Origin of the sequence: Sneathiella sp. P13V-1, assembly GCF_015143595.1 — a bacterium.
Lineage (GTDB): Bacteria > Pseudomonadota > Alphaproteobacteria > Sneathiellales > Sneathiellaceae > Sneathiella.
Genome location: NZ_WYEU01000001.1, coordinates 794,667 through 821,403, shown reverse-complemented (window position 1 = coordinate 821,403; position 26,737 = coordinate 794,667). Strand labels below are relative to the sequence as shown.

Here is a 26,737-nt window from a genome sequence, read left to right as displayed (position 1 = left end):
TGTTCTATCAGCAAGCCGTTGGCGGGGGCCAGAAAAAAGGGCGGGTTAAACCGCCCTTCAGGATTTATGCTCTGGCAAGTAGCTGTTTGACCAGTTTGATTTCTGTTTCACTACAAAGGGTCGGGGCGTGCCCGAAACCTTCCAGAACTTCCAATTGGGTGTTTTTATTGCGGGTGGCCATATCGTCGGCGACGGCTGCAGGCAGAACATCGGATGTAACACCCCGGAGCAAGAGAACAGGAATGTCCAAACTGTCATAGGCGTCCCATAGATCCAGATCTGATTTATGTAAGGTGAACTGATTCACAATTTGCGGATCGTAATGAACGGTTATTTTCTTGTTGTCCGCCCGGCGATAGGATGTCTCTGTCATGCGGCGCCAGAAGGCATCAGTGTTATCTCCAAAAGGCGCATAAGCCGTCTTAAGATAGGTTTCCATCTCCAGAATTGTGTCAAATTCCGGCGGGTTTCCGACATATTGGGCAATCCGATCCACGGCATCCTGAGGGATTTCTGGCCCGATATCATTGATCAGTAATGTCTTGATGCGCCCTTTCATGGGACCCGCCGCCAGACTTGTTCCGATCAGGCCACCCATGGATGTCCCAACCCAATGACATTGGTCGATGCCTAACTGATCCAGCAGATCCAGAATGATCTTGTGGTAGAAATCGAAGCAGTATTCCGTATCTGGATTAACCGCCCATTGGGTCAAACCTCGGCCGAGGGTATCGGGGCAGATAACGTGGTATTGTGACGACATTTCTTCTGCCAATTCATCAAAATCACGACCTGTACGGGCAAGGCCGTGCCACATGATAATGACATCTTTGTTGCTTGCTCCCCACTCCATAAAGTGAACTTCACGGCCCGCAGCGGTTAGGAAACGTGAGACTCCCTTTGTCATGATGATACCCCTCTTAATTTTCCGACAACCCCTTTAGGGAAGTAATAAACGCTCAAGATAAACAGAAGGCCAAGCCACAGAAGCCAGCGATCTGGATGAAGGAGTTCCGGCAAAATCGGAATATTGGCGGTGGCTTCTGCCCCGATTGCCATCAGGTCTTTCAGGTAATATTGCGCCATGATCATGGCAACAACGCCAATCACAGCCCCGTACATGGATCCCATGCCACCGATTACCACCATCAGCAGGATATCCACCATGATGGTGAAGGAGAAACTGGTATCTGGCCCCGTATATTTCAGCCAAACGCCCATTTCGATACCTGCAATAGTCGCAATGATTGCTGATAGGCAGAAAGCAACGGTGCGGTAAATAACAACCTGATAGCCCAAGGCTTCTGCGCGAAATTCATTTTCACGAATGGCCTGCAAAACCCGCCCGAACGGCGAATTTACAATTCGAAGCATGGTGAGGAACAGGATAAGGGAAAGGAAGAAGACCACATAATAGGCGACGACTTTTCCGTTAAACCGCACCCCAAGGATCTTGTCATCAAACAGTTTGAAGGCTGGTGAAAATAATCTGGGGATCTTGTAGGTGATGCCGTCTTCACCACCGGTGATACCGTGCAGTTGTGAGGCCAGGATCATCACAAAGCTGGCTACCGCGAGGGTGATCATGGCAAAGAAGATCGCCTTCACCCGAAGGGACAACATTCCGATCAGCAGGGCGAGCACCACCGACAACAATATGGCGAGGATGCTGCCGATAAAAATCGCCGCCCATTCCCCGCCCATATTGTTGAGGGCAATACCGACACCGTAGGCTCCGATGCCAAAGAACATGGTATGCGCGAAGGAGACAATTCCCGCATAACCAAGCAGCATGTCAAAGGAGCCGGCAAGAAGGATAAAGATACAGATCCGGGCGGCTACCTCCAACGAACGGGTACCTGGAAACAGGAACGGTGCGAAGGCCAGACAGATCAGGATACTGATGATGATGGCACCAAGAAGGCGGCTGTTAAAGCGATCGCCAGAAAGAAGCGTGTTAATCATATCTCTTCTCCCTTAGTGCTTATTGACCGGGAACAACCCGTTTGGCCGCCACAGTAAGATAATCAGCATCAACAGGATATTTGATCCAAGGGCCAGCTTTGGAACCAGGAAGCCCATATAGTTGGCAACCAGCCCCACAAGCAATGCCCCGATCAGGGAGCCCGGAACCGATCCCAGACCGCCAATGATCACAACGATAAAGACGAGGATCATAATCTCGCTGCCCACACTTGCCGTGATCAATTCGCTGTAGAAACCCCAAAGCGTTCCGCCAAGCGCCGCCAAAGCAGAGCCTGCAATAAAGACACCGATAAAGAGGTAATCAATGCGATAGCCCAAGGCTTCGACCATTTCCCGATTTTCAACCCCTGCCCGGACCAATAGTCCAATACGTGTGCGCGTGAGGGTCAGGTAAAGACCGAGATACACCACGACCCCGACAAAGAAAGCAAAGAGGCGGTATTTCTCAAACGCGATTTCGCCAAATACCAGAACTCCATTTAAGGAGGCTGGCTTTGGCATGGAGACAGGTGCGCCGCCCCAAATCACGGGGATCATCTGCTCGGCAACAATGACGGCACCCATGGTGATCAGGATCTGTTTCAAATGATCGCCATAGACAGGAGCCACCACAACCTTTTCAAAGGCCAGGCCCAAGGCCGACCCTACGGCCACAGCGATGAGCATAATAGTTAAGAGCGCAGCCAAGTTTTGGGCGAAGCTGTCGACCTGAAGCCAACCGGAAAACGGAATGACGAAGGAGGAGGCGACAAAAGCCCCAAAAGTGATGAAGGCCCCGTGACCGAAATTGAGGACATCCATCAGACCAAAAACAAGGCTGAGGCCCGATGCCATGGTGAAGATCATCATGCCCATGGCAAGGCCTGCAAGGGTTAGTGTCACCCAAGTGGGCAGGCCCCCGATTAAGGGGAGTGCCAACAGGATAACGAGAGGCACCACCAGATAGGGGAGCTTTTCATTGAACCATTCGATCGGGCTGGTTTTGCCCGTCTCTATGGCAGAATTATTTGTGTTCATGTTCTTTCCTTTCTGCCAATTCTAGAGGTCGAGGCCGAGGAATTGCTGCTGTGCGGCTTTATCGCGGCTGAGCTCTTCCATGGGGGATTTGTGAACAATATGGCCGTCATCGATAACCACGGCATGATCAGCGAGCGACTTTGCAAACTGGAAATTCTGCTCCACCAGCAAAATGGTGGTCTCTTCTTTCAGCTCCTGAAAAGCCTCAATCATCGCGCCGATAATCGCCGGGGCGAGGCCTTTGGTCGGTTCATCAATCAGGATAAGCCGCCGTGGTTCAGAGATGGCGCGGCTGATGGCCAGCATTTGCTTTTGCCCACCGGAGAGGTTGCCTGCAGGCAGATCCCAAAACTTTTCCATGGCCGGAAACAGCTTGAAAATTTGCTCCAGTCGCTCTTCGGACTGTTTGCCGGACCGGACAGCGAGGGCCATATTTTCGGCAACGGTAAGCGCAGAGAAAATACCCATATCTTCGGGCACGAAAGCGATGCCTGCTTTGGAGATGTCGGAGGTTTGCTTTTCGCGGATATCTTCCCCATCAAAAAGGATCTCGCCTTCGTGAGCCTTCCAAAGCCCCATGATGGTGCGAAGGGTGGTGGATTTACCCGCACCGTTCCGCCCCAGCAACACGGTCAGGCCATCCTTTGGAACATCAAAATCCAGACCATGCAGGATCTTGTATTGCTCGATATTGGTCTTCACGCCTTTGAGCTGCAAAATTGAATTAGACATTGGTTGACGCCCCCACACCCAGATAGGCTTCCTGAACGATAGGGGAGGCAATCACTTCCTCAGGTTCCCCATCTGCCACAAGATAACCGTTGTGAAGAACGATGATCCGGTCCGCCAGATTGCGCACCACATCCATTTTATGTTCCACAAGAAGGACCGTTTTATCGCCTGCTTTTTTAATGTCGGCGATCAGGTCCAGCACAATGGGAACTTCATCTACGGACATACCGGCAGTTGGCTCGTCGAACATGAAGATATCCGGCTCCAACGCGCGTAAGATTGCCACTTCCAGTTTCCGCTGATCTCCGTGGGAGAGGGCTGAGGCCACCTGGTCCCGCTGATCATAGAGTCTTACCTCATGCAGGTAGTGGTTCGCCTTTTCAATCAGCTCAACATGACTTGTCGCCATTGAGAAGAAGCTGAAGCCTTGTGCTTCGCGTGCCTGAACGGCAAGGCGCACATTTTCCTGAACCGAGAGGCTCGGGAACAGGTTCGTTAGCTGAAAAGCGCGGCCAATACCCATGGCAGTGCGTTTTGACGCGCCTTTTTCTGAGATATCCTCCCCAAACAGTTTTACCCGGCCACTTGTGGCTTTGAGCTGCCCTGAAATGAGATTGAAAAAGGTTGTCTTTCCTGCGCCGTTCGGACCGACAATGGCGGTCAGAGTGTTGGGCTGAAAGCTGGCTGTGACGTTATTGACCGCAACATGTCCGCCAAAGCGAATTGTCAGGCCGTCTGTTTCCAAAGATGGAGTTTCCATTATGCTGTACTTGCTAAAGTCTTGTCCAAAGGTGGAGGGACCCGAAAGTCCCCCCGATAATGGTTACTTACGACCAACCGGAATGTCCATTTCTTCCGCTTTGATCTCACGAACAAGCTCAGGAATGGCCCATTTCACATCTGGATCAACCTTGATCTTGAAGTGATACATGGATTGAAGGGCTTGATGATCTTCTTTACGGAACATCATTTTACCTTTTGGCGTATCCCAATCCATACCTTCCATGGCAGTGATCAGATCTTCGGTTTCATATGACTTCGCTGTTTCAAGCGCTTTCACAACCGCGATCGCCGCAGACATACCACCTGCGGTGAAGAAGTCAGGGGGGCTTTGGAAGCGTTCCTGGTGCGTTTTCACGAGCCAGTCGTTGATCGGGTTCTTTGGAATGCCGTAGTAGTAGTAAATGGCGCCTTCCATGCCTGGAACTACCTTGTATGTTGGCAGAACCGGAAGGATGTGACCACCCGCAGAGATTTCAATACCGAAACGCTCTGGTTTGGTCGCTGCGATCTTACCCAGGGCTTTAGTATCTGCAGAATAGATCATGATTACTTTGCGGCCTGGCTTGTCTTTCAGGGCAGCGTAAACACGTTCCGTTGCAGATGTGTAATCATCTGTTTTGAGCGGCACATATTCTTCGTGAACCAGATTTGCACCTGTGCCTTTCAAGGCTGCTTTAAAGGCGGTGATACCATCGCGGCCAAAGGCATAATCCTGTGCGATGGTAGCAACATAGAGATTTGCATCCGGGCGAAGGGCTTTCGCCTGCCCCTGCATATCCATGGAGGAGTTGCGGGATGTCTTGAACACATAACGGTTACTGTCTGGGCCTGTCAGGCTGTCGGCAACAGCTGGCTCCACAATCAGGATTTTTTCATATTCTGCGGCGATTGGAAGTAGACCTTTGGTCACCCCGGAAGATGTGGCGCCAACAGCCAGAACAACTTCGTCATCACCATAGGCTTCTGCCAGCACTGCGCGGGCGACGTCAGGCTTAAACTGAGTGTCTTTTTTGATCACCTCAATTTTACGGCCTTTCACTTCCATGCTGCCGCCTGTGGCATATTCAAGGCCCAACATGAAACCAGTTTGTGTTTGTTTGGAAAATACTTCGTAGGTGTGGCCGGAAATACCGTGAACCAGACCAATTTTAATGGGATCCGCCGCATGCGCAGATGTGGCAAGAACGGCCAGGCTGGCTGCAGCCAGGGCCAAGAGTGCTTTCTTCATTGTGTCCTCCCAAATTCATTACATCTGCAGGCCCGGCGGCTTGGCAGACGGGTAAGCGATCTTATGTCGCTTATCCATCTTCTCTATCGCAAACACTGTGCCAGTTTGAGAATGGCAGTTTTCTGGGGATTGTGGTGGCCTGCTTTCCGGAGAGTGTCCGGATTGCCGGACATAGTTGAAATCCAAAGATAAAATATCTGTTTATATACAATAAGGTAAGGTGATTTGTCCGGAAAACCGGACAGTTCATTTGTTGTCCGGAATTCCAGACAACTCGTCAATATTTCCCAGTTTTTCGTAGAATTGAGCCCGACTAATACCCAGAAGTTTGGCTGCCTTACTACGGTTTCCACCTGTTATCTTTAGCGCCTTAATGATGGCCCGTTTCTCAGTTTGTTGTTGTAAAGTTTTCAGATCCATTATTTCCCCCTCCGTGTCCAAAAGCGAAGGGGACGGCTCGGTTGAAGGGGTTATGGTTTTTGGATTTAGTTTCAGAACTTCCTTGAAATCCTGTGATGTTAGTTGGTCTCCTGTGCAGGTGACCATCGCGCGTTGTAGAAGGCCGGACAATTCCCGAACATTTCCTGGCCAGTTATGGGCGTGAAAAAGCTCCAGACATTCTGGGGCAAGATCAATGGCACCCCGATCCAGTTCACCTGCATGTATTTCCATCAGAAACTCACAAAGGAGCGCGATGTCTTCCTTACGGTTACGAAGAGGAGGAATATTTAACTGAACCACATTAAGTCGGTAAAACAGATCTGGGCGAAACTCGCCGTCCTCAATCATCTTTTCTAGATTACGGCTGGTGGCAGCGATGATCCGCACATCAACCGGCACCACTTTGTTAGCACCCAGAGGCTCCACCTCTTTTTCCTGCAGAACCCGCAAAAGTTTGGCTTGTAGGGGGAGAGGCATATCGCCAACTTCATCCAAAAATAACGTGCCACCGTCTGCTGCCTGGAATTTTCCGCGCCGGGTTTTATCAGAGGCTCCGGTAAACGCACCAGGTTCGGTGCCGAAAAGCTCCGCTTCCAAAAGATGTTCAGGGATTGCTGCGGTGTTCAACCGGATCATGGGCATATGGGCACGATCAGAACTGGCATGGATCGCATGGGCCAGAACCTCCTTGCCTGTTCCGGTCTCCCCTCGCAAGAGAATTGTTGCCGTTCCCTTGGCGGCGCGCCTTGCCTCATTTTTTAGAGCACGGATGGAGGGGGTGTGCCCGACAAATTCTCTAAAGCTGTAGCGGGCGCGTCGTGTTTCCGCGAGCTCTTTTCGGGATTTTTTCAAATCCGACTGCATGGTCTGAAAACGGGAAACAAGAGGTTTGAGCGCATTAAGGCGGTCGTAAAGAATGACACCCAAAGCGCCGACAATGTCACCGCTTTCATCTTCCAGTGGAATGCGCGACACCACAGTATCCCGCCCTGAAATGGAGAAAATATCCAGAAGTTCGGCTTTGCCCGTTTCCACAACTTCACGCATACGGCTTTGGGGAATAACATCCTCAACGGGGATGCCACGCATTTTCTCAACACCGTTCCAGCCGATCAGGGCTTTGTATTTGTCATTCATCCATACGATCTTTGCGGATGTATCAACGACAACAGCGCCTTCATAAAGATTATCGAAAAGTCGCGCGATAGAATTGGCAGCTAGCTGACGAACAGCTGCTTCATCCAATTGATTTTTGCCCCCTCGTAGCATGTCGCGCCTCGGTCTTATGCCCGTTAGAATTCCATTTCATTTAGGATGAAATTTAAAAAGCAAATTGTCGAGGGGAAAATTATCTGTTTTAAAACAACATTTTATGTTGATTTTGGGGAAATAGGTTACGCCCGGACAGTGCCGGGCGTAGATCCATTATTCGACAATTGCCAATTCTTCTGCAGATGACTTGCCGGTACGACCTGGAACCAGTTCGTAAGATACTTTTTGTCCGTCTTTCAAACTTGAAAGGCCCGCGCGTTCAACGGCGGAGATATGTACGAATGCATCCGCACCTCCATCGTCGGGTTCAATAAATCCGTATCCTTTAGTTGCATTGAACCATTTTACGGTACCTGTCGCCATCTTAAATCTCCTTCGATAGCTTTTAATATCAGGGCCCTGCCGATTATAGATTCGAAAGGACCCAGTTCTTCAACGAACATGCTTTCTGTTAGCCTTGTGTCTATCTGCAGACAGACGGGTCGGAATCTCAAATCGAATGTTTCGCTGCCAGAGTGTTTACTGGAAATCTGTCATGGTCAACTGATTTTAGCAGTAAGGTTACTCTGACAGCCTTATATGACAGGAATTTGACTTATATGTCTCAACCGGCGGAAACTTTTTCCGGTTTTACCATCCATTCTTTCCCTTTAAGCATACCCTTCCAGTAGACTGGAGGTAGAATCTGCTCTTTCAACAGCCAAGCAAGTCGGGAAGGGCGCGTGCCGTTGATGACCCATTTGGGGAAGCTCGGTAGCAGTTTTCCGCCATATCCAAACTCCGCAAGGACAATCTTGCCGCGCTCCACCGTGAGCGGGCAGGATCCATAACCGTCATAATGACCATAAGCACCCTGTCCTTGAATATCTGCAGCTACATTTGCGGCAACAACCGGGGCTTGCATGCGGGCTGCGGCGGCTGTCTTGGCGTTGGGGGCGTTCATCACGTCACCTAAGGACCAGATATTGTCGAAACTTTTGTGGCGCAGGGTGGACTGATCCACATCAACCCACCCTGCAGCATCCGCAAGGGGGGAGACGCGGATGAAATCTGGGGCTGTCTGCGGTGGGCAGACATGCATCATATCAAATTCGACCGTGACGGTTTCAGGGTCGGTGTCGGGTTTGTTCACCTGGAAGGTGGCTGTTTTCGAAATACCGTCAACGGCAATCAGATTGTTGAAGAAGTTGAGGTCCGCATTGTATTTCTCCACATATTCCATCAAAGCGGGAACATAGTCAGGCACACCGAATAACACACCGCCTGCGTTATGGAATTGAATATCAATATCCTTCAAGACACCCGTTCTGAACCAGTGATCAGCGGAGAGATACATGGCCTTTTGCGGCGCACCCGCACACTTAATCGGCATGGGTGGCTGGGTAAAGAGCGCCCGACCTTTGCGAAGACCGCGCACCAACTCCCATGTATAAGGGGCCAGGTCATAGCGGTAGTTGGAGGTTACCCCGTTTTTACCCAATGTCTCCACAAGGCCATCCACCTTGTGCCAGTCCAGTTTAAGGCCGGGGCAAACAATCAGGCGTTTGTATTTGACGACTCGGCAGCCGTCCAGAATGACGGCGTTGTCGGAAGGTTCGAACGCGGCCACAGCTGATTTCACCCAATGAACACCCTGCGGGATCAGGGAGCCCATGGTTTTTGCTGTATCTGCGGCGTTAAAAATACCACCGCCCACCATTGTCCAGCCGGGCTGGTAATAGTGGATATCAGCTGGATCAATGATGGCAACATTCAGGTCGGGAAGGCGGCTATGCAGGCTGGACGCCACAGAAATCCCTGCGGCACCCCCGCCCACGATCACCACATCATAGCTGGCATCGGCAAGATCCGTTGGAGTTTTTCCGCCATTGGCAATGCGGCGCACCACTCCAGCCATGTCATAGCCCGCGGCTTTTGTCTGCGTCAGAATATCTGAAAGCTCCATTTTCTCCGCTTGGGAGAGGGACCAGAGGGTGGCAGAGCGGGTGCCTGTACGACAATAAGCGAAGACAGGTTTTGGAAGTTCTTCAAACAGGGCGCCAAATTTCTCGGCATCTTCATCAGTTACCTTGCCGGAGGTGACAGGTTGGTATTTGATGGTAAGGCCCACTTCGTTAGCGGCGGCTTCGATTTCTTCAAATGTTGGTTGATCCGCCCCCTCGCCATCGGGTCTGTTACAAATAATGGAACGAAACCCCATTTCCTTTAATGCGGCGATATCATCTTTGGTGATTTGCGGGCTGACGGACAAGCTGTCCGAGATTTTCTTCGCTTCCATCATTTCCTCCTAAAGCGTGTCCGGCCTGATCTATTTTACTTATCTAAACTAGAATAGATCACAAGAATGTGAACTGTCGGTGATTAAGTCACATAAGGAAACTAGGAGAAAATAAACACAAAAAAAGCCCCGGAAAACCGGGGCTTCTTGAAACTGTTAGTCGCTATATATTTACGCGCCGTTATACAGACGATCGTGGAACAGCGGACTGTCTTTCAGCTGGTGGAATGTCTTGGCCATGGCCAGAACACCCAGATCAACAAGTGGTTCAAACAGGATGACGATCATGTAAGCCGCTCCGAAAGAACCAACGGAAGCAAGTGTTTCCGCGCCAAAGCCCTGGCCATAAAATGCCCAGAAAGCAACCCAGGCAACAATGCCACCCTGATAAGCTGTGGACAGAGCCAGTGCTTGCTTGTAGGTCACGTCTTTATAGGCTGTTTTTGCTGGAATGATGCGTTTTGCAATCGCCGCTACCGCCATCAATGGAACCAGCAATGTTGTGATGTTGACGAAATACATCGGCAGGTCATATGGCGCGAACAGAAGACCTTGTGTCAGAAGGCCGAGAGCCAGGCCAATTGCAGCAGGAGCCGCACCGAACATCAGGAACAATGTTGATCCCAAGATGAAGTGAACCTCAGAGATGCCGATCGGTTGACGTGGGAGGACTTCGAAGAAGCTGAAGACAAGGACAGTGGCGATCACACTGCGCACGAGCAGGGAGATCAGACCTTCTGTCTTAATCGCGGTCCAGCTGTTTTTGAGAACGACGCCAAAGGCTGCTGCGGCAGTTGCAAAGCTAAGCCCCATTTTCGCGCCTTGAACAATTCCTGGTTCAATATGCATTTTTATAACTCCTGTTTTGCACCCACCGTGCAATTTCTGGCGGCTATGCCGCGTGTTTTCTCTTTGCTCTTCAGGTGTCCTGACTCACGCTTCAAAACCAACCTTCGCCTTCCCGGTTTCCCAGTGGCAATTTGAAGGGGCTCCACGTTCACAGTTGCGGGGGCAGTCCCGGATCAGAGTGTCCCTCCTACCGTGTTCCCTGATGTAAATTCTTATTCTAGAGCAAAAAAATAGTATCAGAATAAGGTCCCTTGTAAATAAAGGAATTGTGCAATTGCAATAATAATCAGTACTTAAGGCAGATTTTGTGCGTAAATAAATTGAGGCTTTGTTAATTTACACTACTGTATAAGGCCAATTCCATTGATCAATTTCGGGGGCGAAAATGGAACAGAAAAAGGTGCTGGTAACAGGTGGTGCGGGGTTTTTGGGATCACATCTGTGTCAGCGGCTGGTGGATCAGGGGCATGATGTTCTTTGCGTCGATAACTTCTTTACCGGCTCAAAAAACAATGTTCTTTCGTTGCTGGGTAAACCTAATTTCGAACTCATGCGTCACGATGTCACCTTCCCGCTTTATGTGGAGGTCGACCAGATCTACAACTTGGCCTGTCCGGCTTCCCCTGTACATTACCAGTTTGACCCGGTGCAGACGACGAAGACCAGCGTACATGGCGCGATCAATGTTCTGGGGCTTGCCAAGCGCGTGAAGGCCCGTATTCTGCAAGCGTCTACCAGTGAGGTTTACGGCGATCCTGAAATTCACCCTCAGCCGGAAACCTACAGGGGACGGGTCAACACATTTGGGCCGCGCGCCTGTTATGATGAGGGGAAACGCTGTGCGGAAACCCTTTTCCATGATTATGAGCAGCAGCATGACCTGTCCATTCGGGTGATGCGCATTTTCAATACTTACGGGCCTCACATGCACCCAAATGATGGACGTGTGGTGTCCAATTTTATCGTGCAGGCGCTCAAAAATGAGCCGATCACGCTCTATGGGGATGGGTCTCAAACCCGATCCTTCTGTTATGTGGATGATCTGATCGACGGCATGATGGCCATGATGGCGCTGGAAGAAGATAAGACAGGGCCCGTAAATGTGGGTAACCCGGATGAGTACAGTATTCGGGAACTGGCAGAGAAGATCGTCGCTCTCACTGGATCCAAGTCAGAGATTACCTATCGGCCTTTACCGCAAGATGATCCAACCCAGCGCTGCCCGGATATTACAAAAGCAAAGAAATTGTTGAACTGGCAACCGTCAACCAAACTGGAAGAGGGTCTTGCCAAAACCATTTCCTATTTTGATCAGCTGTTGAAGATATCAGGCTGATTGTGCGGCTTTTGCTTTCTCGGCGCGGATATGTTTCCAAAGAACGCTGTTCGGGCGGAGAAAATAAAAGGTCGTTGCCCGGCCCGTCGGGCGGTGGCTTCTATTGCGGATGAGCGAATCTGAAAAGCGGCGATCCGCCCCGGCCATGCCCTCCTTGGAGAAATATTCCTTCGACCAGGTGTGCAGAAGCGGGGCGCAAGACAGTTTATCCACCATAATGGTGTTGGGGTCGGCAAATCCGCCTTTGTGATTTTGTAAAGTGGTTGTTCCAATCCCCACGGAGTGCCATTTATCTATGGTAAGCAACTCATCGGTTTCCTCATCCACCAACCAACGCAGCGAGCAGGTCCAGTCCACACCTTTGATGGCACGTAGTTGAGAGGAGATATGCTCCGGTGCCACATAGTTATCGTCATCCAGATAAGAGACATACTGACTGTTAGCTAGGAAACTCATGACGGTGCGAAGGGAGCCACCGTCTCGTGCGGAATGCACCCCTGTATGCCGGGTAGAGGTTGAATATCCCGGATCCACAATGGAAACCGTTACCTTCTTTGGGGCCGCTTTTAGAATGTCATCAAGGATCGACTCATCCCCAAGGCACTTATCCACGCCAATGAGAACCTGAATTGTCCCCTTGAGATCCTGACGAAACAGAGATTCCATGGCCCGCACCAGTTCAGGCCGCACAATGGTCGGGATCACAACGGCCGCATCAAATGGTGCGTCAATTTTCTGGCTGTTTCTGAAATTCACATCTCTGCCCCTTCAGGTGAATAGCAACAGGAGTATAGCTAAGGTTTTTCTATACATAAAAGGGTAAACAATTTAATGTAGTAAAAAAGTTAAAATATACGCTCGGAGGGGTCATGGGACGTATAGTTGGAGTAGTGTGCTTATTTCTTACCTTGGCAGCCTGTCAGACAACAGAAAACGCGTCAGGCAAGAAACCAGAGCTCTATAAAAACCCAAATCATCTGGGTTGGGCCGTTGGATATAGCGAGGTGTGTAGTTTTCACCGCGGCCTTTCTGTTGAAAACAAAATTCTTGCCCATTTCAAAAAAATTCACGGAGATGACCCAAGTTTTGACGCTGGGTACCGCTTGAATTCAAGTTTGGTGGGATCCGGCTTTGTCACAGGTTTGCAGAACTGCCCTCATGTAAATGCTTCCCTTAAATACTCCTATGAGAGGTTTAATAATTGGGTGGCTGAGCCAAACAAATCAGCCTCTGCCCAGTCTAATGAGCGCAAGCGTCATAAACTGTCTTTGGAATGGGATGGAAATGGTGACGTCAAGACTTATGAGATTATCACCACTTCTATAAAAACGAGTTATCTGCGGAAAATCAGTGACTACATCGAACTTGAAAAAGGTAAATTCTGCAAGTTCGAATGGTCTGTAACTACAAAACCAAAAGGATACTGGAAATTCTCCTGTGATGATGGAGAAAGTGCAAAAGGTAGGTTTGATGGAAACCTCACCACAAGTATCTATTCGGGGGGCGGTAAGGTTGGATCAAAAACCATAGATTTCAGACTTGTGCCATTGTCAGAGAAATCTTCGGGGTAAGAATATGAAAACAGTTATTAGGGTGTCTGTATTGATTGCAATTGCAGGTGGATTGGTTGCTTGTCAAACGTCTAACAAGAACCTTAAAGGTCAAGAGCCTGGGATTATTTTTGGAGAAAAGAATCTGGGGCGATTTGTCGGCTATAGTGAGATGTGTGCTCAGTTCACGGGTAATAGGATTGATAACAAAATCATCAATCATTTTCGTACCAAATACAGCAATAGTAGTGAATTCGAAGCGGGTTATCGGCATTTCATAAACTATACGCAATACGACTGGGCAACTCCGCCAGAATGCGGTTATGTGAATGGTAGCCTTAAACTGACCTACGCAAAAAAAGAGGCGCTTTCTCAGAAATCCTATCCAACTAAGGCTCCCAAGTTTGTCTTGAAAGACACCCCCCATCTATTGACCGTCACCTGGGTCGACAAGGAGACTAAAACAACTCATTCGTTTAACCTCTCTCAACAGGGGAAAGAAGGCCAGACCGAAGAATTTATTGTAGATGACAACCGTCAGTGCCGTGTGGTTTTCCAATTCAAAAGAGGGAATAGGGGGATTTGGGATATGACCTGTAAAGATGGTGAAGGCGGAGCTGGTTCATTCTTGTTTAATGCAGATCACAACCTAACCACAGGAAGCGGTAAAACCACTTTTGCGGGGTCGATCGCGTTCAAAATGGTGCGTGCCACTTAATTAGCAGGTTTTAAAAACGAGATTACTCCCAATATGGCATAGTCAGTTTTTACTACTTGCAAATCATTCTCAAAAGCATTATTAAAATTCCACCAGTTTTTTTGAGGGAGAAATCGCGTGGGGCAGTTCCGCTATTTCACCCTCATCCCACTTACAAAGAGAAATTTAATGCTGTTTGGAAAACGATTTGTGCAGGCGATGGGCGTGACCATTGCTGCGACTTCACTACTGTCCAGCCCGCTTGCGGCTGCGGAAATGGTAAAGGAGAAAGCAATTGTCGAAACTTATGCCAACGTGGCTGAAGCGATTTATGAAGATAGCCTGATCAGTGCCAAAGCGCTGAAGGCTGCTGTTAATGCGCTTGTTGCCAACCCTTCTCAAGGGTCATTGGATGCGGCGCGTGCGGCCTGGGTTGCGGCCCGTGTTCCTTATCAGCAAAGTGAAGCTTATCGTTTCGGTAATGCCATTGTCGACGACTGGGAAGGTCGCGTAAATGCGTGGCCACTGGACGAAGGTCTGATAGATTATGTGGATCAGGGTTATGGTAGCGAATCCGATGAAAACGCGCTTTATACTGTAAATGTGATTGCCAACAGCACGTTGACCGTCAGCGGTAAAAAAGTGGATGCCTCAAAAATTACCCCTGCCTTGCTTGCAGACACTTTGCATGAAGCAGAAGACGTAGAAGCCAATGTGGCCACAGGGTATCACGCCATTGAATTTCTTTTGTGGGGGCAGGACCTGAACGGGACAGGTGCCGGTGCAGGTAATCGCCCTTACACAGATTTTGACGTGAAGAACTGCACGGGCGGGAATTGTGACCGCCGCGCAGAGTATCTGGTATCAGCAACTAGTTTGCTGATTACTGATCTGGAAGAAATGCTGGCCAACTGGAAAGCAGGCGGCGCGGCACGTGTTGGTTTGATGAAAAACCCTTCAACCGCTCTTTCTGTGATGCTGACAGGTATGGGATCTCTGTCCTATGGTGAATTGGCAGGTGAGCGCATGAAGCTGGGTCTCATGTTGAAGGATCCGGAAGAAGAGCATGATTGTTTTTCCGATAACACGCATAACTCCCACTATTTTGATCAGATCGGTATTCGCAACGTTTATTCAGGACGTTACAAGCGTCTGGACGGATCCGTTGTCTCCGGCCCGTCCCTTTCTGACCTGGTCAAATCCAAAAGTGCAGATCTGGACCGTGAAATGACAGGTAAGCTCAACGCAACTGTTGTATCCATGGCGGCAATGAAATCCCGTGCAGAAACCATCGAAGCCTATGACCAAATGATTGGTGAAGGCAATGTGGAAGGAAACGCGGTTGTTCAAGCGGCTATTGATGATTTGGTTGCGCAGACCCGTTCCATTGAACGCGTCGTGAGCGCGTTGGGTCTTGAAGCGCTGGAAATTGAAGGTTCGGACAGCCTCGATAATCCAAACGCCGTCTTCAACTAACAGTAACCGGGGCGGCTTTCTTTGGTCGGATAGTCGCCCGCTTTCAGGTTTGAGCAAATGAAAAATTTTATCCGTTGTGTGGGGGGCGCCAGTTTTCTGGCATTGTCCCTATTTTGCGTTTCTGCCACGGCTTCAGAAAATACTGTCAGAACAGATTTGTCCGAGAAAGACCGTGCCCGAGTTGAGGCAGTCATCAGGTCGGCAGAGCAGTTTTCTAAACCCGAAGCCTTTGAAAATATGTCAGGCGGTGCAGGAACGCACAAGGGCACGCCGGATCGGAACGCTTTTTCGGAGCATTCCGCGAATTTGAGCTTTGAAGGTCAAGAGAAGTTTAAGTTGGGGAATGGCCTATTCCGAAAACTATGGGTTTCCTCTCCTTCGTCAACGCAAGCCTCGGATGGTTTGGGGCCGCTATTTAATGCAAGATCTTGCCAGCGTTGTCATTTAAAAGATGGTCGCGGTCATCCACCGACCTCCCCTGAAGATACGGCCATATCCATGTTCCTGCGCCTTTCTGTTCCGCCAAGGAATAGTGAAGAAAGGCAAGCCATTGAAAGTGGTGAGAAAGCTCTGATTCCCGAGCCGACCTATGGGGGTCAGTTTCAGGATTTCGCCATCCAGGGTGTCCCTGCAGAAGGTCGTATGACCATTTCTTATGAGGAGCAATCAGTTACGCTTGAAGGGGGAGAAGTAGTCTCACTTCGCAAGCCAACATATGGTGTGGCAGATCTTGGCTATGGTCCCATGTCAAAAGATGTCATGTTCTCACCCCGTGTGGCACCTCAGATGATCGGACTTGGCCTTCTGGAAGCCATACATCCTGCTGACATATCGCATCTTGCAGACCCAGACGACAAAGATAAGGACGGTATTTCAGGCAAGATCAGTTGGGTCGGGGCAAAGTCTGACCCAAATCGCGTTATCGGACGTTTTGGCTGGAAGGCTTCCACTCCAACAGTGCGACAGCAATCCGCAGGTGCCTTTGCTGGGGATATCGGCATTTCCTCCCCTGATGCGCCGCGCCACTACGGTGATTGTACCGAAAACCAGAAAGCCTGCCTTGAGGCGCGCACCGGTGTCCAAAAGCGCCTTGGGGATACAGAAGCCCCTGATCCTGTGATGGATCTTGTGAGCTTTTATTCCAGCAACCTTGCAGTACCTGCACGACGTAACGTAGGCGATCCGGAAGTTCTAAAAGGCAAAGAGATTTTCCACTCCATCGGATGCGCCAGCTGTCATACGCCGAAATTTGTGACCCGCCGGGACGCGGCTCAGAAAGAACATGCGTTTCAGTTGATCTGGCCTTATTCGGATCTGCTTCTTCATGATATGGGCCCGGGTCTTTCCGATAATCGCCCGGTAGGAGAGGCAGCAGGATCAGAATGGCGTACGGCACCTCTTTGGGGAATTGGCCTGACGGAAACGGTCAGCGGTCATACTTTCTTTCTGCATGATGGGCGTGCGCGAAACCTGAAAGAAGCGATCCTCTGGCATGGCGGTGAAGGTAAAGCCGCGAAAGAAGCGTTTGTTGCTTTGCCAAAAGCAAACCGGGAAGCACTGATCAGTTTCCTCAATTCCCTTTAGGGTACCGGTATGAAGAAATATCTGACATTGATCATTGTACTGGGGGCGATGGTTTTCCCGTTACAAAAAGCGCTCGCTGACGGTACATACACTGACGTCATTGAACGGTTTGGATCTGAATTTGTTATTCCGGCGTACCGGGCGCTTTTAACGGCGTCAGAAGCGATGGATAAGGCGGCACATGCGTTATGTGCCACGCCTTCAAAAAATACCTTAGAGGCAGCACGCGGCGCTTTTAAAGATTTGATGGTCAATTGGTCATATGCAGAAGTTATTCGTATCGGTCCTATTCGTGAACAGGGGCGGCTTGAGAGAATTTTCTTCTGGCCTGATGTTCGCTCCCGTGGGTTAAAGCAGGTTGAGCGCCGCCTTAATGAAGAGCCAGAAAAACTGTCCAAGTCACTACAGAATATGAAGCATACGAGCGTTGCAACACAAGGTTTGCCTGCGCTGGAGTTTCTGCTTTTCCCCAAACCGGGTGATGTGACGAAGCAGTTTATTGGAACGGGCAGCAGATGTTCTTTTGTAAAGGCCATAACAGGTAACATCCGAAATATTTCTAGGGAACTGACGGATGGATGGGTCGGTCCTTGGGGCTACCATGCTTTAATGAAATCCCATGGGCCTGAAAATCCGATTTACCGAAATGAAGATGAGGTTATGCAGGACATTATCAAAATGCCTGTAGAACTTCTGCAATTACTGGATGCAAGCAAGATCGGCAGCAGCCTTGGAAAATCAGCGGGCAAACCGAAACCAAAACGTGCGCCTTTCTGGCGGTCAGGACTGACTTTGACGGGTTTTTCAAAAAATATCGAAGCAGTGGAAGATCTGTTTAAAGTGATTAATTTGGATAGTTTGATTGAAGACGAGGATGCTCATTTAGGAAACAGTTTTCAGTTTGAAAACAGGCAAGCCAAAGAAACTTTTGCAGAGCTGATGGTTAAAGAAACAACATGGACTGATTTGGTCATATCATCTGTGGGATATGAAAAACTTCAATATGTTCAATTCCCTATCCGAGGTATGAGAAGTCTACTAAGTGAAGATTATCCACAAACTCTTGGCTTTCAATTGGGGTTTAACTCTTTGGATGGTGACTAATAGACGCATATTTATGCAAGGGGCTTTGGCTTTGGGCGCGGTTCCTTTTTTGGGGAAAGGGGCTGCGGCAAGCACCTATCGTTTTGCCGTAGCTGGTAAAGCTGGCACTGGTTACATTGTGGCCGTTCTGGATGGTGGGGGGAGTGTCCTTCAAACATATCCATTGGAAGGGCGGGGGCACGGGTTGGCGGTCAGTCCCGATGGACGCAAACTTGCCGTTTTCGCCCGGCGGCCGGGATATTATATTCGAATGATCGACCTGCAATCCGGAGAGATTGAACGGGATATTGACCCTATCTCAGATCGTCATTTCTATGGCCACGGTTTCTTCACGCCAGATGGAAATTTTCTTTACGCTACGGAAAATGATTTCGATGGCGAACAGGGGGTTCTCGGCATTTATGACACGCGAAAGAATTATGTGCGGGTGGGCGAGATTGACACTGGCGGCATTGGCCCTCATGAGGCGCTGATGATGTCGGATGGGAAAACCATCGCGGTTGCAAATGGGGGGATCGCGACCCATCCCGATTTCCCGCGTCAGAAATTGAATGTCTCTGAGATGAAACCGTCAATGGTTTTGCTGGACGCAGTGTCTGGCGATCTTATGTCGCGTGCCACGCTACCTAGCGAGATGCATAAGCTGTCCATCCGTCATATATCCGAAGGGAATGAGGGGCGGGTCTGGTTTGCAGGACAACAACAGGGAGATAAAATCCGTCCGGTAGATATGGTGGGTTACTATTCTCCCGGGAAAGAGAGATTAGAGCTTGTTTCCTTGCCAGAAGAAATTGCAATTGAGACCAGAAATTATGGTGGGTCGGTGTCCGCTAATCCAAAGGCGGGGTTGGTTGCGGTTTCTGCACCCAGAGGAAATATGCTGCTTATCTTTGATGAAATATCAGGTCAATTGAAAGACGTGTTCCGCCATCAGGATATCTGCGCCGTCAGCCCAAAAGAAGAGTGGTTTATTGGTGCGACAGGGAGGGGTGCGATCACAATCTCCCGCAATATTGTCGCGGAAATAGCGGATTTCAAATGGGATAATCACGCCATTCATTTGTAGGCAAATTAAATATTAGAATAATAAAAATTTACTCAATTTTAAGGATGCATCGAATACATCTAATGTATGTGTTTATCATGTTCAATTGGGATGTATCATCATGTTTTCTCGCATGTCCTTTAAGGCACAACTTGCGGTACCTATTGTTGCGACAGTGATCGGCCTGCTGTTCATAGCAGCTATTTTCTTCTTTAACGCCAATGTCAGTGAACGGATTATGGGCGTTATGGTTGGCACGAATAAGGTCAGTCAGAATATCCTCCATCTTGAAGCAGATTTCCTAAAAGCACGGAAAGCTGAGACGGATTACATTCAATATCGTCAGCCGGAACTGATCGATCATCACAAAGCGCTGCTTGAAGAGGCAAGACTGCTTGCTACCCAGATTATGGAGGCAACGACAACCGAGGATGAAAAGACCTTGGTTCAAAACATGATCAGTGGCATCGATAATTATGAAGCGAGTTTTCAGTCTGTTGTCAGTCAGATTAAGGTCGTCGGCGAAAATGAAAAAGCGGGCTTTCAGGGCGCCCTTCGCAAAGCGGTACACTCCGTTGAGGAATTGCTGAAAGAGCATCAAAACGACAAACTGACGGTCACCATGTTGATGATGCGCCGTCATGAAAAAGATTTTCTGCTACGCTTTGATCCCAAATATATCGGGCGTATGGACAAGCGACTCGCCGAATTTACAGAGCAATTGAAAGTTGCGGATATCCCAGATAATGCAAAAGCGGTGATTACGCAGCGAATGGCAGCTTATCATAAAGATTTTAAAACCATGGCAGAGGGGTGGCTTAAACTGCGGGAGGACGTAACATCTCTGGAAACGTCCGCAAATACTGCGGAAGCTGCAAATCAGGCTACCATTGATTACCTGCAAGAAGTTTACGAGAAAATTCAGGTGGCAACCGATGATGCAAGGCAAAATGCCAGTTTCTGGATAACCTTTGCTTTGGTTGTGATCGGGTTGTTGATGATAGTCTGTACAACACTTATTGGGCGCAGTCTGTCTGGCCTGATGTCAGCCATGACAAAAGCGATGAACAGACTTGCGGATGGAAAACTCGATACCGATGTTCCAAGCACTGAGCGGAAGGATATCATCGGTGCCATGGCAACGGCTGTGAATGTGTTTAAAGTCAACGCCATTGAGAATAAGCGTCTGAGTGAAGAGAATGAGCGTGCCCGTGAAGAACGGGCAAGAGCGGAAGCCGAACAGCTGGCCCGTCAACGTGAAGCCGAAAAGGCTGAGCAGGAACGATTGGCCAGAGATACAGCCGAAGCTGCAGCGAAAGCAGAAACTCTCAACAGATTGATCGCAGATTTTGATCAACATGTTAAACATGCGATGGGAACACTTGAAAATGTATCCTCTGAAATGATGAATGCCTCTGATCAGATGAGTTCTCTGGCATCGCAAAATGGCAATCTGGCAGAACGCGTTGATCAGCGGTGCGGCACCATGTCCAACAATGTGGGTGCCGTGGCATCTGCAACGGAACAGCTGTCCGCCTCGATCCGGGAGATTTCCCAGCAGGTTCAAAATTCCGCAGCGGCGAGTTCAAGTGCCGTAAACAGTGCAGAAACCGGTGTTGGGCATGCCCGGGATCTGGAAACCGCGGGCCAGAAAATTGAAACCGTGGTGGATCTTATTCAGGATATCGCCAATCAGACAAACCTGCTGGCGCTCAACGCCACCATTGAAGCGGCCCGTGCTGGTGAAGCGGGTAAAGGTTTTGCCGTTGTGGCAAGCGAAGTGAAAAGTCTTGCGAACCAGACTTCGAAAGCGACCGAGGAAATCGGTCAGCAAATTCAGGAAATGCAATCTGTTACGTCTGAAGTTGTAAGTGTTCTGGATAAGATCAGTAACCAGATCAACAACAATAACGACATCACCACAGGCATCTCCGCCGCGGTAGAAGAACAAAGCGCCGCAACTAGCGAAATCTCAGGCAGTGTTCAAGAAGCTGCTTCCGCAGCCAATGACGTTGCCGGGAGCGTGGAGCAAATCCGTTCAGGTGTAGAGGAAAGTGAACAGGCATCGAGCAATGTCCGGTCCATTTCTGAACAGATGCGCGAAGCCACACATAGCTTTAAAGGTCAGATCGAAGCCTTCCTGTCGGAGGTTAAATCGGTAGGTTAAGGTTGTCTCCTATCCGGCGGCAGGGCATAGTATAGAAAAAAGCTCTGACCGCCGGGTCACTAAGGAGATAACATGCGCGCAATTGTCGTCCACGAATTTGGTCATTATCTGACCGCTGCCAATCTTGAAAATTTACCCATCCCCACACCAGGCCCCGGTGATGTTGTTGTTAAACAAAAGGCCTGCGGGGTGAGCTTTGCGACTTCTCTCACCATTGCCGGGAAGTATCAGCGGAAACCGCCACGGCCCTTCTCTCCAGTTACAGAAAGCTCCGGTATTGTCCATGCCGTTGGTGAAGGCGTTACCCGTGTGAAAGTTGGGGATCGGGTGATGTGTAACGTGGATAGTGGTGGCCTTTCGGGTTTTAACCTGATGGATCAGGTTTGCTGTCATGTGATGCCGGGTGGCATGAGCTTTGCTGAGGGAACGGCCATGGTTCTCTCCTACACCACATCTTATGGTGCGCTTATCCGCCGGGCGAAGTTAAAGGCGGGTGAATGGCTTGTGGTTCACGGTGCGGCAGGTGCCGTTGGGGTTGCTGCTGTTGAGATTGGCAAGGCTATTGGCGCCAAAGTTATTGCGGTTGCAGGTGGTCCTGCCCACTGCAAAACAGCCAAGGAACATGGTGCGGACTATGTCATTGATCACCGCGAAGAAGATTTCCGGGAAAAGGTTCTGGAAATTACAGACGGATATGGTGCGGATGTCATCTATGACAGCATTGGCGGTGAGGTGATGGCCAGTTCCCTGCGCACCCTGGCATGGGAGGGACGGATCCTCACTATCGGATATGCGTCTGGCACCATTCCCGACATTCCCGCCAATCGGCTGCTGTTAAAAAATGCCTCAGTGATGGGATTTAACTTAGGACATTTCTTTGGATGGTCCCCCGGATGTCATCGCCATGACTTTGTGGAAGAGTTGGATGAGATGGTGGCAGGGGTGTTTGACCTTTATAGGAAGGGTTACCTGAAACCCACCATCGGCGCGAGCTATCCGCTTCACGAATTTAAAGAGGCCATGACGGCGGTTCTGGACCGGAAGGTGGACGGTAAATGCGTCGTTGAATTTGAAGAAATTGACTACCAGCCGCTTTAAAGCAGCGCTTCCAAAAACAAAAGCCAGCCGGAAATAGACACAACACCCAGCACGGTACTGCAAAGCACCGTGTTGGCGGCGATGTCTGTGGCGCGATCATAGAGCGTTGCGAAAATATAGACGTTAAGCCCGGCTGGCATGGCGGCCGTGAGAACGGCTACTCGCACCAAGGCTGGATCGAGCCCAAACACATAGTGAGACAGAATAAGCGCGATCATTGGATGAAGAACAAGTTTCAATGAGGATGAGATAAGTGCCGCCCCAACGCTTTCACGAAGCTTATATTGATTGAGCGCCCCACCAAGACCGAAAAGTGCCGCAGGCAGAACTGCTGTCGCCAGCATCTTGGTGGCGTCATCAATGACGGTGGGGAGGGTAATCCCGCTGAAATTTGCAATGATCCCGAGCGATATTCCAATTAGAAGCGGGTTTCGGATCACACGGGAAAGGGATTGCACGGCCGCCTGTCCCATGGGCGCCCCATCACGACGGGAAAACTCCATAGCCAGCATGCCAAAGCTCATGAGAAGCGGCGCGTGAAAGCCGATAATGGCGTAAAGGGACGGCAAGGCCTCGTCCCCGTAGGCGCGCTGAATGATGGGCAGACCCAAAAGAACCGTATTGGTGAAATAAGCCGAAAAGCCAACCGCGACTGACTGTCCCGGAGGGCGTTTGAAGGCAAATCTGGCAATCATGTAGGATATAAGAAAGGCAGAGAACGCCCCCGCATAGAAGGAAAAGATATAGGTCACTTTGAAGGCCGCGCCAAAATCTATATTGAGCATGGCCTGAAACAACAGACACGGCGTTGCGAAGTTATTCACAAAGGCAATAAGTCCGCCCACGCCACTTGTGGGGAAGAGGCCCCGGTGAACACTGAAATAACCAAGTGCAACAAGGGCAAAAACGGGACCGATGACCTCAAGAACGGCTAACATATGATGTCAGCCCCCCGCATTAGTGTGCTTCACCCCAGTTATCACCTACATCCGCATCCACGATCAGTGGAACCGCCATATCAATGGCGGGGCTTGCGGCATTTTCCATGATGTCTTTTATTACCTTAATGGTGGCATCGGCCTCATTCTCAGGGACCTCAAAGATCAATTCGTCATGGACTTGTAGCAGCATCTTGGCTTTCAGATTGGCATTTTTGAGCGCATCTGGAAGGCGGATCATGGCGCGTTTGATGATATCGGCGGCACTGCCCTGAATAGGGGCGTTGATCGCGGCCCGTTCAGAGAAACTGCGGCGGGCACCGTTTGTATCCTGCATACCCGGAAGATGGACGCGGCGGCCAAACAGGGTCTCCACATAGCCATGTTCTTTGGCAAAGGCTTTGGTTTCTTCCATGTATTTGCGGATGCCAGGATATTGCTCAAAATAAGCGTCAATATAGCCTTGTGCCTGTGTGCGGCTGACATCCAGCTGACGGGCCAGGCCAAAGGCGCTGATCCCGTAGATGATCCCGAAATTGATGGCCTTGGCAGAACGGCGCATCATGGGATCCATGCCCTCTAAGGGCACGCCAAAGACTTGCGATGCGGTTTTCGCGTGAATATCAATGCCATCTGCGAAGGCTTGTTGCAGGCTTTCGATATTGGCCATATGGGCCAGAATACGAAGTTCAATCTGCGAATAGTCGGCACTGATCAGTTTGCAGCCTTCTTTGGCAATAAAGGCCTGACGAAGTTTGCGACCTTCTTCGGTGCGGATCGGGATATTTTGCAGGTTTGGCTCACTTGACGCCAAACGGCCCGTTGCCGCCGCTGCCAGACTAAAGGATGTGTGAATGCGGCCTGTCTTGGAATTAATCTGCGCCTGCAGCGCATCTGTGTAGGTGCTTTTCAGTTTGGAAAGCTGACGCCATTCCAGAACTTTCGCGGCCAGTTCCACCCCATCTGCGGCAAGGCCTTCCAGCACGTTTACATCGGTCGTGTAAGCGCCGTTTTTACCCTTCTTGCCGCCCGGAATTTCCATTTTATCAAACAGAATTTCACCAAGCTGCTTGGGCGATCCCACATTAAATTCTTCACCGGCAAGTTCGTGGATTTCCTTCACGAACCCATCCATACGCGCACCGAAATCTTCCGATAGATGGCTTAAGAAAGCGGCATCCACTTTGATACCGGCCTGTTCCATATCCGCAATCACAGGCACCAAAGGGCGTTCGATTGTATCGTAAAGGGTGGTGACTTTTTTACGGAACAATTGCGGGCGCAATGTTTTATGAAGGCGCAAGGTGATATCCGCATCTTCCGCCGCATATTCAGATGCCTTTTCGATCGGAACTTCAGCAAAGCTGATTTGTGATTTGCCGGTGCCTGCCACCTCTTTGTAGGGGATCGGGCTGATGTCAAAATGCAGGCGGGACAGTTCATCCATGCCATGCCCGTGAAGACCCGCATCCAGACAATAGGAAAGCAACATGGTGTCATCGACTGGGTGCAGAACCACGCCTTCGTTGGCAAGAACAGTCATATCATATTTGATATTCTGACCGACTTTCAAAACCGTAGGGTCCGCAAGCAATGGCTTCAGTTTTTCAATAACCAGCGCTTTATCCAGCTGGTCCGGTTTGCCATCATCGGTGGTCACTTCCCCGCCATCGCCAAAATCAAAACCGCCTTGAACCTTTGGCCCCACATGCCCCACAGGGATGTAGCAGGCTTCCCCCGGTTCCACAGATAATGAAATCCCTACAAGCTCTGCTTCCATGGCATGCAGGCTGGTGGTTTCCGTATCAATGGCAAGGGTACCGATTTTGCGCGCCTTGGCGATCCATTTATCCAGATCCGCCTCTGTCGTGACGGTGCTGTATTTCTTTTCAACACTGGAAAGGTCAATGTTGCTTGCCGCGGCGGCCTCTTCTTTGACGGATTGCTTTGCCGGGCTTGCCGGAATGGTGACCGCAAAATCAGGGCCATAGAAAGACGCGATACGGCTGCTCAGCTGGCGGAATTCATTTTCCTTGATGAAGCTGGTCAGTTCCTCGATCACCGGATCCTTGATGTTGAGGTCTGTCACTGGAATGTCCAGTTCCACATCATCTTTCAGGCGGACAAGTTCGCGGCTGATACGGGCTTTGTCCGCATGTTCCAACAATTTCTCGCGCCGGCCTTTTTGTTTGATCTCACCCGCCCGCTCCAGCAGGGTATCAAGATCCCCATATTCATTGATCAGAAGCGCGGCGGTCTTAATGCCGATCCCCGGTACACCCGGCACATTATCCACGCTGTCCCCGGCAAGGGCCTGAATATCCACGACCTTGTCCGGGCCTGCGCCAAACTTTTCAAAGACTTCGTCTTCGGCGACCGGCTTGTTCTTCATGGGGTCCAGCATGGTCACCGGACCGCCCACAAGCTGCATCAAGTCCTTATCAGACGAGACAATCACGCATTCCATATCCTGCTCGCGTGCCTGACGGGCGTAGGTGGCGATGATGTCATCGGCCTCATACCCCGCCTTTTCAATGGCAGGCACGTTAAAGGCGCGGGTGGCTTCACGCACTAGCGGGAATTGCGGGATCAGGTCTTCAGGCGGCGCATCCCGGTTGGCTTTGTATTCCGGATAGATATCCGTGCGGAAGGTTTTCCGGCTGGTATCAAAAATAACCGCCAAGTGGCTGACCCGGTCATCACGCTGCGTGTCCTGGATCAGCTTGAACAGCATGTTGGAAAAGCCGAGAACCGCACCGGTTGGTGTTCCGTCGGATCGGGTAATGGGACCGCGCCCGCGGATCATCGCGAAATAGGCACGGAAAATATACCCGGATCCATCCACCAGATAGACGCGATGCTTCTGGTTCGGATCTCCGGTGACGTCGGCTTCCTTCATGGTGTTTCCTTCTGTTTGAGGCGCCCGAAAGGTGGGATTAGTGGGCGTCGCTGACCTTCGCGCCTTCTTTCAGCTTAAACAGATGGCCGCAATAAGGGCATTCCACTTGATTGTCATTGCCAAGGTTCAGATAAACCCGTGGGTGACCCAATGGCCCTTTTCCACCATCGCAATGAACTTTTAATGTGGTGACTTCGGTTGTTTCAGGTGCGCTCATGACCCGTTTCCGTTCCTGTTTCTATCGACAAAACTTGCAT

The 26,737-nt window shown here is 50.1% G+C and carries 23 protein-coding genes and 1 riboswitch; of the genes, 9 read left to right on the top strand and 14 right to left on the bottom strand.

Annotated elements, in window-relative coordinates:
• Positions 1-64: 64 nt before the first annotated feature.
• The 10 genes from GUA87_RS04000 to GUA87_RS03955 all read right to left on the bottom strand — a co-directional run bounded on the left by GUA87_RS04000 (position 65) and on the right by GUA87_RS03955 (position 10,586).
• Positions 65-907, bottom strand: coding sequence for an alpha/beta fold hydrolase (locus GUA87_RS04000; RefSeq protein WP_193715215.1), 843 nt, complete (start codon positions 905-907; stop codon positions 65-67).
• Positions 904-1,965 (bottom strand): branched-chain amino acid ABC transporter permease, encoded by a 1,062-nt coding sequence (locus GUA87_RS03995; protein WP_193715214.1) that lies wholly within the window; start codon positions 1,963-1,965, stop codon positions 904-906. Before GUA87_RS03995 ends, GUA87_RS04000 begins: the two co-directional genes overlap by 4 nt.
• Before the next feature lie 12 nt (positions 1,966-1,977).
• Positions 1,978-3,003, bottom strand: a complete 1,026-nt coding sequence (locus GUA87_RS03990; RefSeq protein WP_193715213.1) for a branched-chain amino acid ABC transporter permease — start codon at positions 3,001-3,003, stop codon at positions 1,978-1,980.
• Positions 3,004-3,024: 21 nt separating this feature from the next.
• Positions 3,025-3,735 carry an ABC transporter ATP-binding protein gene (locus GUA87_RS03985; protein ID WP_193715212.1) on the bottom strand — a complete coding sequence of 237 codons (711 nt, stop codon included), beginning with the start codon at positions 3,733-3,735 and terminating at the stop codon, positions 3,025-3,027.
• Complete coding sequence (locus tag GUA87_RS03980) at positions 3,728-4,495, bottom strand: ABC transporter ATP-binding protein (protein WP_193715211.1); 768 nt, start codon at positions 4,493-4,495, stop codon at positions 3,728-3,730. Before GUA87_RS03980 ends, GUA87_RS03985 begins: the two co-directional genes overlap by 8 nt.
• 63 nt (positions 4,496-4,558) lie before the next feature.
• Positions 4,559-5,746 (bottom strand): substrate-binding domain-containing protein, encoded by a 1,188-nt coding sequence (locus tag GUA87_RS03975; RefSeq protein WP_193715210.1) that lies wholly within the window; start codon positions 5,744-5,746, stop codon positions 4,559-4,561.
• 246 nt (positions 5,747-5,992) lie between these two features.
• Entirely contained in the window at positions 5,993-7,432 is a 1,440-nt protein-coding gene (locus GUA87_RS03970; protein WP_227711676.1) for a sigma-54 interaction domain-containing protein, read from the bottom strand.
• A 180-nt stretch (positions 7,433-7,612) separates the two neighbouring features.
• A complete protein-coding gene (locus tag GUA87_RS03965; protein WP_193715208.1) occupies positions 7,613-7,822 on the bottom strand; it encodes a cold-shock protein in 210 nt (69 codons plus the stop codon).
• Between the two features lie 241 nt (positions 7,823-8,063).
• Positions 8,064-9,737 carry a bifunctional protein tyrosine phosphatase family protein/NAD(P)/FAD-dependent oxidoreductase gene (locus GUA87_RS03960; RefSeq protein WP_193715811.1) on the bottom strand — a complete coding sequence of 558 codons (1,674 nt, stop codon included), beginning with the start codon at positions 9,735-9,737 and terminating at the stop codon, positions 8,064-8,066.
• Positions 9,738-9,908: 171 nt separating this feature from the next.
• The gene (locus GUA87_RS03955) at positions 9,909-10,586 is read right to left on the bottom strand and encodes an energy-coupling factor ABC transporter permease (RefSeq protein ID WP_193715207.1); all 678 of its coding nucleotides are present in this window, start codon (positions 10,584-10,586) and stop codon (positions 9,909-9,911) included.
• A 51-nt stretch (positions 10,587-10,637) separates the two neighbouring features.
• Positions 10,638-10,835: riboswitch (cobalamin riboswitch) on the bottom strand.
• Between the two features lie 136 nt (positions 10,836-10,971).
• Here GUA87_RS03955 and GUA87_RS03950 point away from each other — a divergent pair.
• Complete coding sequence (locus GUA87_RS03950; protein WP_193715206.1) at positions 10,972-11,922, top strand: UDP-glucuronic acid decarboxylase family protein; 951 nt, start codon at positions 10,972-10,974, stop codon at positions 11,920-11,922.
• Here GUA87_RS03950 and GUA87_RS03945 read toward each other — a convergent pair.
• A complete protein-coding gene (locus GUA87_RS03945) occupies positions 11,914-12,678 on the bottom strand; it encodes a glycosyltransferase family A protein (RefSeq protein WP_193715205.1) in 765 nt (254 codons plus the stop codon). The two genes, GUA87_RS03950 and GUA87_RS03945, sit on opposite strands and share 9 nt — an antisense overlap.
• Before the next feature lie 113 nt (positions 12,679-12,791).
• Here GUA87_RS03945 and GUA87_RS03940 point away from each other — a divergent pair, with 113 nt between their 5' ends.
• The 8 genes from GUA87_RS03940 to GUA87_RS03905 all read left to right on the top strand — a co-directional run bounded on the left by GUA87_RS03940 (position 12,792) and on the right by GUA87_RS03905 (position 22,643).
• Positions 12,792-13,493 (top strand): hypothetical protein, encoded by a 702-nt coding sequence (locus tag GUA87_RS03940; protein ID WP_193715204.1) that lies wholly within the window; start codon positions 12,792-12,794, stop codon positions 13,491-13,493.
• A gap of 4 nt (positions 13,494-13,497) precedes the next feature.
• A complete protein-coding gene (locus tag GUA87_RS03935; RefSeq protein ID WP_193715203.1) occupies positions 13,498-14,190 on the top strand; it encodes a hypothetical protein in 693 nt (230 codons plus the stop codon).
• Between the two features lie 168 nt (positions 14,191-14,358).
• Positions 14,359-15,645 (top strand): imelysin family protein, encoded by a 1,287-nt coding sequence (locus GUA87_RS03930; protein WP_227711674.1) that lies wholly within the window; start codon positions 14,359-14,361, stop codon positions 15,643-15,645.
• Positions 15,646-15,702: 57 nt separating this feature from the next.
• Complete coding sequence (locus GUA87_RS03925) at positions 15,703-17,229, top strand: di-heme oxidoredictase family protein (protein WP_193715202.1); 1,527 nt, start codon at positions 15,703-15,705, stop codon at positions 17,227-17,229.
• Positions 17,230-17,238: 9 nt separating this feature from the next.
• Positions 17,239-18,333 carry an imelysin family protein gene (locus GUA87_RS03920; RefSeq protein WP_193715201.1) on the top strand — a complete coding sequence of 365 codons (1,095 nt, stop codon included), beginning with the start codon at positions 17,239-17,241 and terminating at the stop codon, positions 18,331-18,333.
• Positions 18,323-19,399, top strand: coding sequence for a DUF1513 domain-containing protein (locus GUA87_RS03915; RefSeq protein ID WP_193715200.1), 1,077 nt, complete (start codon positions 18,323-18,325; stop codon positions 19,397-19,399). Before GUA87_RS03920 ends, GUA87_RS03915 begins: the two co-directional genes overlap by 11 nt.
• 100 nt (positions 19,400-19,499) lie before the next feature.
• Entirely contained in the window at positions 19,500-21,545 is a 2,046-nt protein-coding gene (locus GUA87_RS03910; RefSeq protein WP_193715199.1) for a methyl-accepting chemotaxis protein, read from the top strand.
• Positions 21,546-21,617: 72 nt separating this feature from the next.
• A complete protein-coding gene (locus GUA87_RS03905; protein ID WP_193715198.1) occupies positions 21,618-22,643 on the top strand; it encodes an NADPH:quinone oxidoreductase family protein in 1,026 nt (341 codons plus the stop codon).
• Here GUA87_RS03905 and GUA87_RS03900 read toward each other — a convergent pair.
• The 3 genes from GUA87_RS03900 to GUA87_RS03890 are packed head-to-tail and all read right to left on the bottom strand — an operon-like array spanning position 22,640 to position 26,697.
• Entirely contained in the window at positions 22,640-23,581 is a 942-nt protein-coding gene (locus tag GUA87_RS03900; protein ID WP_193715197.1) for an AEC family transporter, read from the bottom strand. The genes GUA87_RS03905 and GUA87_RS03900 overlap by 4 nt on opposite strands.
• 19 nt (positions 23,582-23,600) lie before the next feature.
• A complete protein-coding gene (gene polA / locus GUA87_RS03895) occupies positions 23,601-26,480 on the bottom strand; it encodes a DNA polymerase I (protein WP_193715196.1) in 2,880 nt (959 codons plus the stop codon).
• A gap of 37 nt (positions 26,481-26,517) precedes the next feature.
• The gene (locus GUA87_RS03890; protein WP_193715195.1) at positions 26,518-26,697 is read right to left on the bottom strand and encodes a zinc-finger domain-containing protein; all 180 of its coding nucleotides are present in this window, start codon (positions 26,695-26,697) and stop codon (positions 26,518-26,520) included.
• Positions 26,698-26,737 lie beyond the last annotated feature (40 nt).

What these genes read in the sequence shown, in the direction of transcription:
- GUA87_RS03925 (WP_193715202.1), top strand. Translation starts at nt 15,703, where the DNA reads ATGAAAAATTTTATCCGTTGTGTGGGGGGCGCCAGTTTTCTGGCATTG.
- GUA87_RS03935 (WP_193715203.1), top strand. Translation starts at nt 13,498, where the DNA reads ATGAAAACAGTTATTAGGGTGTCTGTATTGATTGCAATTGCAGGTGGA.
- GUA87_RS03905 (WP_193715198.1), top strand. Translation starts at nt 21,618, where the DNA reads ATGCGCGCAATTGTCGTCCACGAATTTGGTCATTATCTGACCGCTGCC.
- GUA87_RS03920 (WP_193715201.1), top strand. Translation starts at nt 17,239, where the DNA reads ATGAAGAAATATCTGACATTGATCATTGTACTGGGGGCGATGGTTTTC.
- GUA87_RS03940 (WP_193715204.1), top strand. Translation starts at nt 12,792, where the DNA reads ATGGGACGTATAGTTGGAGTAGTGTGCTTATTTCTTACCTTGGCAGCC.
- GUA87_RS03900 (WP_193715197.1), bottom strand. Translation starts at nt 23,581, where the DNA reads ATGTTAGCCGTTCTTGAGGTCATCGGTCCCGTTTTTGCCCTTGTTGCA.
- polA (WP_193715196.1), bottom strand. Translation starts at nt 26,480, where the DNA reads ATGAAGGAAGCCGACGTCACCGGAGATCCGAACCAGAAGCATCGCGTC.
- GUA87_RS03965 (WP_193715208.1), bottom strand. Translation starts at nt 7,822, where the DNA reads ATGGCGACAGGTACCGTAAAATGGTTCAATGCAACTAAAGGATACGGA.
- GUA87_RS03995 (WP_193715214.1), bottom strand. Translation starts at nt 1,965, where the DNA reads ATGATTAACACGCTTCTTTCTGGCGATCGCTTTAACAGCCGCCTTCTT.
- GUA87_RS03975 (WP_193715210.1), bottom strand. Translation starts at nt 5,746, where the DNA reads ATGAAGAAAGCACTCTTGGCCCTGGCTGCAGCCAGCCTGGCCGTTCTT.
- GUA87_RS03980 (WP_193715211.1), bottom strand. Translation starts at nt 4,495, where the DNA reads ATGGAAACTCCATCTTTGGAAACAGACGGCCTGACAATTCGCTTTGGC.
- GUA87_RS03910 (WP_193715199.1), top strand. Translation starts at nt 19,500, where the DNA reads ATGTTTTCTCGCATGTCCTTTAAGGCACAACTTGCGGTACCTATTGTT.
- GUA87_RS03985 (WP_193715212.1), bottom strand. Translation starts at nt 3,735, where the DNA reads ATGTCTAATTCAATTTTGCAGCTCAAAGGCGTGAAGACCAATATCGAG.
- GUA87_RS03990 (WP_193715213.1), bottom strand. Translation starts at nt 3,003, where the DNA reads ATGAACACAAATAATTCTGCCATAGAGACGGGCAAAACCAGCCCGATC.
- GUA87_RS04000 (WP_193715215.1), bottom strand. Translation starts at nt 907, where the DNA reads ATGACAAAGGGAGTCTCACGTTTCCTAACCGCTGCGGGCCGTGAAGTT.
- GUA87_RS03950 (WP_193715206.1), top strand. Translation starts at nt 10,972, where the DNA reads ATGGAACAGAAAAAGGTGCTGGTAACAGGTGGTGCGGGGTTTTTGGGA.
- GUA87_RS03955 (WP_193715207.1), bottom strand. Translation starts at nt 10,586, where the DNA reads ATGCATATTGAACCAGGAATTGTTCAAGGCGCGAAAATGGGGCTTAGC.
- GUA87_RS03960 (WP_193715811.1), bottom strand. Translation starts at nt 9,737, where the DNA reads ATGGAAGCGAAGAAAATCTCGGACAGCTTGTCCGTCAGCCCGCAAATC.
- GUA87_RS03890 (WP_193715195.1), bottom strand. Translation starts at nt 26,697, where the DNA reads ATGAGCGCACCTGAAACAACCGAAGTCACCACATTAAAAGTTCATTGC.
- GUA87_RS03915 (WP_193715200.1), top strand. Translation starts at nt 18,323, where the DNA reads ATGGTGACTAATAGACGCATATTTATGCAAGGGGCTTTGGCTTTGGGC.
- GUA87_RS03930 (WP_227711674.1), top strand. Translation starts at nt 14,359, where the DNA reads ATGCTGTTTGGAAAACGATTTGTGCAGGCGATGGGCGTGACCATTGCT.